General features: G+C 50.8%; 1 protein-coding gene and 2 pseudogenes. 1 reads left to right on the top strand and 2 read right to left on the bottom strand.

Features of this window, described 5'->3' with window-relative positions; genetic code table 11:
* The first annotated feature begins 91 nt into the window (after window positions 1-91).
* Window positions 92-709, top strand: coding sequence for a peptidase associated/transthyretin-like domain-containing protein (locus C446_RS17210; RefSeq protein WP_152419475.1), 618 nt, complete (start codon window positions 92-94; stop codon window positions 707-709).
* Window positions 710-857: 148 nt separating this feature from the next.
* Here C446_RS17210 and C446_RS19695 read toward each other — a convergent pair.
* Window positions 858-965 (bottom strand): annotated as a pseudogene (locus C446_RS19695) (IS6 family transposase); the annotation flags it as partial.
* Between the two features lie 120 nt (window positions 966-1,085).
* Window positions 1,086-1,211, bottom strand: a pseudogene (locus C446_RS18970) (IS1595 family transposase); the annotation flags it as partial.
* Window positions 1,212-1,299: the final 88 nt, after the last annotated feature.

The raw sequence follows: 1,299 nt of genomic DNA, 5'->3' as shown, positions 1-1,299 counted from the left end.
GACGGCGTCCAATTCCCTACAAGTCTCACGAAGAACAGTGGAGTGAACGCCTGAGAGGAGGATTAGATGACCTCGCAACGGAGCAACCTCCGTGGAATCAGGGGAGTACAATATCGAAGTCGAAGCCGACGGGTATGTCACAAAGACAGAAACGGTTACTGTTGGCAGCGACGGCGCGACACGGAAGGACTTCGAACTTGAGCCAGTTAATGCAGGGACGCTTAGCGGGTCTCTTGTCGACGAAAATGGAGACCCTGTAGACAGTAGTTCCACTCGGGTTGATCTCGATGGAGACCGATCACTGATGATTTCTCCGGAGACCAATCAAGAGTTCGAAGTTGATCTCCAGGATGACTTGTGGATACTTGAGCCAGAGGCTCTAGGCTACGAAGCAGATCGAGAGATAGTCCCTGTCAATGAGGGAGAAACAACTGAACTGGAGGTGGAAATGACCTCGAACGATGAAGGCCAAGTGAGAATATTCATTTGGGTCGACGAAGACGATGTCCCATCAACGGACATCACGTTAGAAAATCCAACTGGGGACGACTACGAGATATCCCACACAAATGGGGACGCAAAGCTCGAGGTCGAAGTGGAAGAAGGGTCATACATTGTCGAAGTTCAGCCTGACGGGTATGACACTCAAGTCGATGCCGTGGAGGTTGAACACGGCTCTAGTACGACGACCAACTTCAGCTATACGTAAGGCGTAGTACTTCAGGACGGCTGATGCTATTAGAATAAGGCAACATTCATATTCGTTCTATGATCTTTCCCGGCACTGTTTAGTTCAGCACGTCCACAGCCGATGTTCGACAATTGAGTGCTTAATTCAGTCGATCGTGATTATAACGTTGCCTGGTGAGGCGATGCAGGAATGCCGCCGCGAGGTCAGTGGGGCGGCGGCAGTATACGTCGATTTCCAGCAGCAGCTTCGATTCTGTGTCGATCGCGGCGTACAATCCTAATGGCGGTCTTATCTTACTCTTTTATATTGGTCAGACGTATCCAGCAATCTCGAACAATCGGGATGGCCGTTCAATATTAAGTAGTGCGCTCTTGTGGCGGAGATTGTTGGTGACTCATAGCGCAGTTTTGAGGATGGTTTTCAGCGCTTCTTTTCCCGGTTTTCGATACACGCGGCGACGGAGCTGGAAGGCTCGGAGATACGGCGTGAGCTTGTCCTTGGAGACGCCTCGATGGGGCGCATCCGTTCTAGTTTAGCAGAGTGTAGCGCCGTCTGACTAGATATCGTTGTGACTACCAGTCAGAGAAATCCGGTGGATAGTGTGACTT

The sequence above is a fragment of the Halobiforma nitratireducens JCM 10879 genome (assembly GCF_000337895.1).
In the GTDB taxonomy this organism is placed as follows: Archaea; Halobacteriota; Halobacteria; order Halobacteriales; family Natrialbaceae; genus Natronobacterium; species Natronobacterium nitratireducens.
Note: the sequence above shows the minus strand (reverse complement) of the source record. Positions and strands in the feature narration are given on the sequence as shown.